This window comes from Jiella soli (assembly GCF_020615385.1).
Taxonomy (GTDB): domain Bacteria; phylum Pseudomonadota; class Alphaproteobacteria; order Rhizobiales; family Rhizobiaceae; genus VKMB-3413.
In genome coordinates this window covers 1-4077 of record NZ_JAJAVB010000043.1, presented here as the reverse complement: position 1 = coordinate 4077, position 4077 = coordinate 1, and the positions used below count along the sequence as shown (strand labels likewise).

The 4077-nt window shown below is 63.6% G+C and carries 3 protein-coding genes; 1 reads left to right on the top strand and 2 read right to left on the bottom strand.

What is annotated here, in order from left to right:
- Positions 1 to 168 precede the first annotated feature (168 nt).
- Both LH400_RS24285 and LH400_RS24280 read right to left on the bottom strand, forming a co-directional pair.
- Positions 169 to 366: a hypothetical protein gene (locus tag LH400_RS24285; RefSeq protein ID WP_229156054.1), complete on the bottom strand. Its 198-nt coding sequence runs from the start codon at positions 364 to 366 to the stop codon at positions 169 to 171.
- Positions 367 to 486: 120 nt separating this feature from the next.
- Positions 487 to 1698 (bottom strand): NADP-dependent isocitrate dehydrogenase, encoded by a 1212-nt coding sequence (locus tag LH400_RS24280; RefSeq protein WP_229156053.1) that lies wholly within the window; start codon positions 1696 to 1698, stop codon positions 487 to 489.
- 196 nt (positions 1699 to 1894) lie between these two features.
- On the opposite strand from LH400_RS24280, the gene LH400_RS24275 reads away from it, so the two are divergent.
- A complete protein-coding gene (locus LH400_RS24275) occupies positions 1895 to 3376 on the top strand; it encodes a carboxylesterase/lipase family protein (protein ID WP_229156052.1) in 1482 nt (493 codons plus the stop codon).
- Positions 3377 to 4077: the final 701 nt, after the last annotated feature.

Below are 4077 nucleotides of genomic sequence, written 5' to 3'. Positions count from 1 at the left end.
CGGCCATAGGGAATCAGCATTCACATCAAAAGGAAATCCTTCGATTCATACTTCCTGCCCGATGCTCTAGAGCGCCGTGCGTCCGTTTGGACGCGCAAAGCACGTTCTAACTTATTGAATCTACGCATCTTGCTTCCCGAAAATCGATTCCCGATTTTCGGGCCGATGCTATAGCGCGACGCACACGGTCTGGCGCTCGGCGTTGAGGCCGGTTCCGCCGATGGTCTTGGCGGCCGCCTCGCACGCGGCCTTGTCCTCGAAGCCGGTGACCTGGCTCGTCGACATCGACTGGATGGCGTCGAATTTCTGGCCCTCGGCCTGTCCCGCATGGACGTAGATGATGGTGGTGATGATGAGCGTATACACGTCGCCTCCTGATCCGGTTTGGTCACAGCGACGGCGCGATAGACGATAACGGAGCAAACGAAAACGCCCGGCACATGGCCGGGCGCTCGAAGCTTTAGAGAGTGCTGACGTAAGGCGCCGTCAGGCCATCGCCTTCTGGAGGTTCTCGTCGATCTTGTCGAGGAAGCCGGTCGTCGTCAGCCAGGACTGGTCCGGGCCGATCAGCAGCGCCAGATCCTTGGTCATGAAACCGCTCTCGACCGTCTGGATGCAGACCGTCTCCAGCGTGTTTGCGAACGCGGCCAGCGCGTCGTTGCCGTCGAGCTTGGCGCGGTGGGCAAGGCCCCTGGTCCAGGCGAAGATCGAGGCGATGGGGTTGGTCGAGGTCTGCTCGCCCTTCTGGTGCTGGCGATAGTGCCGGGTGACGGTGCCGTGCGCGGCCTCGGCCTCGACGGTCTGGCCGTCCGGGGTCATCAGCACGGACGTCATCAGGCCCAGCGAGCCGAAGCCCTGCGCCACGATGTCGGACTGGACGTCGCCGTCATAGTTCTTGCACGCCCAGACATAGCCGCCCGACCACTTCAGCGCCGCGGCGACCATGTCGTCGATCAGCCGGTGCTCATAGGTAATCTTCTTGGCGTCGAAGTCCTTCTTGAACTCGGCATCGAAGATCTCCTGGAAGAGGTCCTTGAAGCGGCCGTCATAGGCCTTCAGGATGGTGTTCTTGGTCGACAAATAGCAGGGCACGCCGCGCTGCAGGGCGTAGTTGAACGAGGCCCGCGCGAAGTCCTTGATCGATTCGTCGAGATTGTACATCGCCATCGCGACGCCGGAGGCCGGCGCGTCGAAGACGTCGTGCTCGATCGTCTGGCCGTCCTCTCCGACGAACTTGATCGTCAGCTTGCCCTTGCCGGGGAAGCGGAAGTCGGTGGCGCGGTATTGGTCGCCATAGGCGTGGCGGCCGACGATGATCGGCTTGGTCCAGCCGGGCACGAGCCGCGGCACGTTCTTCATGATGATCGGCTCGCGGAAGATGACGCCGCCGAGGATGTTGCGGATCGTGCCGTTTGGCGAACGCCACATCTTCTTCAGCCCGAACTCCTCGACGCGGGCCTCGTCCGGCGTAATCGTCGCACATTTGACGCCGACGCCGTGCTTCTTGATGGCATTGGCAGCGTCGATCGTGACCTGATCGTCGGTCGCGTCGCGATGCTCCATCCCAAGGTCGTAATATTCGAGATTGATGTCGAGATAGGGGTGGATCAGCTTGTCCTTGATGAACTGCCAGATGATCCGCGTCATCTCGTCCCCGTCGAGTTCCACGACCGGGTTATCGACCTTGATCTTTGCCATCGGTGCCTTCCTAGGAAATGAAATCGCGGCCGGGAAGCCGCCCGGTTACGGGCTCTTCGACGATGCCCGACACTGAGGGCGCCCTATAACACCCGCCTCCACAGACGCAAAGCTGGCGGGTTCTCCGAATTCCGGACGATGTCCGCCACCATCCGGCCGCGGCCCACCAAGATCGACACCAATCCCGGAGCATCCGATGGCAGCACCCGTAAGCGTCGAGGCGCCCTGCGGAGCCGTGCGCGGCTATCGCGAGGCGGAGATGGTCCGTTTCCTGGGCATTCCCTACGCCGAACCGCCGCTCGGCCGGCGGCGGTTCGCGGCGCCGGAGCCGCGCCGCCCGTTCGAGACCCTCTTCGACGCCGACACCTATGGCGCATCCGCCCCTCAGCGCCGCTCGATGCCGGGGCCGCTCGCCAAGATCGCGGGCGCAGCGGCCGACTTCAGCGAGGACTGCCTGTTCCTCAACGTCTGGACGCCCGACATGTCCGGCTCGCGCCCGGTCCTGGTCTTCATCCATGGCGGTGCCTTCATCATCGGCTCGGGCACGCAATATCCGGGCGACGACCTCGCAGCGCGGGGCGATGCCGTCGTCGTGACGCTCAACTACAGGCTCGGGCTCGTCGGCTTCAACGCCTTCGCCGAGCTGTTTCCCGAGGACGATCGCTTCCAGCCGAATGCCGGTCTCCTCGACCAGCGCCTGGCCCTGGAATGGGTGCGCGAGAACATCGCGGCCTTCGGAGGCGATCCCGGGAGGGTGACGCTCTGCGGGGAGTCGGCGGGCGCCGCCTCGGTCGCTTTCCATCTCGTCTCAGAGCGGTCGAAGCCGCTGTTCTCGCAGGCGATCCTGCAGTCGGGGGCATTCAATCTCTTCTATCCGCGCGACAAGGCCGTCACCGTCAATCGCGCCATCCTGAATAGTCTCGGCATCTCGAACGATCCGGACGCGCTGTTCGCCCTCAAGCCGCGCGATCTCAGCCGGGCGATGCGCTCCCTGTCGCAGGAACATCCCGGCATTCTCGCCCGGCCCTATTTCGACGGGACCGAAATGCCGGAGACGTCGATCGGCGAGCTCCTGCGGCGCATGAAGCCGGTTCCGACGATCATCGGCACGAATCGCGATGAGTTCACCTTCTTCTCCGACCTGCCCCTCATCCCGGCCGAAACCGGGCGTGAGGAGATGGTGACGTGGATCGCGAACATCGCCGGCGAAGGCGCGGCCGAACGCATAGCGCGGCTCTACCGCGACGACCGGCGCGGCAATATCGCCTTCGGCACGGATCTGTTGTTCCGCATGGCGGCCGTCCATCTGGCCGAGGCACAGGCGGCGCGGGAACCGCGCACCTTCATGTACCGCCTCGACTGGGAGGCGAAGGGTCTGCTCGCCTCGCTGGGCGCTACGCACTCGGTCGACCTGCCGCTCCTGTTCGAGGACTTCCTGAAGCCGTTCCGCTCCACCTATCTAGGCCTGTTTCCGGACCACCGTCGGCAGAAGCTTGCGGAACGCATGCGCCGGCACTGGATGGGCTTCGTGCGGGACGGTCATCCCGGCCCCGGCTGGCCTGCTTACAACCCGGTCACCCGGGAGACCAAGATCTTCGCCGAGCGCGACCGGCTGATCAGCGATCCCGACGCCGTCTACCGCACCGCCTGGCAGGGGATCGACGGCTACATGCTGTGAGGCGGGACCGCGGGATCGCGGCGGGTGCCGAACTCTCGATGCGCTCGCGAGCCGGAGCGTCGGGCGACGATCGAGACACAGGCTACCAGACAGTGTTCGTACCAAGCCCTTGGGGGTGGCGAGGGATCCGCCACCCGCGGGCGGGAGGGAACTCGAAGGACTCTCTCGCGGAATTGATCCTGCCCGGGGAACCTTGACCGCGGAACGAACGTCAGTGCGCGGCAGCTGCGCGCATCAATCCTTTTACATGTCTTGCTGCAACCAACCTCGATTGCGCTTTCCTGGGGAGCGGAGTATTCTTGGAGTATCAAGAGTTATTTGTAGATCGCAAGTGTATGCCGGCGTCACCTATTCGGTTTTCGTGCCTGATCGATCAAGAGCGGAGCTTTTCGGAACAGGCGATAAGATGGGCGCGGAGCCTGATCGAGATCGCCAAGATTCCCGTCGATGACATCGTCGTTCATTACACAGGAGATACGGACAGTATTTGCTTAAAGCCGCTATTGCAGCTCGGTGTCAGAACATGTGCCGTCGATGCGGTTTCTTTCGGTAATTACCCACGCCCTGGGTTCACCGTCCTTTGCGGTCAGGCGGTGACGGTTTTGAGGATGGTCTGGAAGGTGTTGGTGCCGAGGCGCAGCCTCGCCGTGTCGACGACGGTGCGGATGTCGGCCTCGCCCTCGGCGGCCCACATGGCGCGG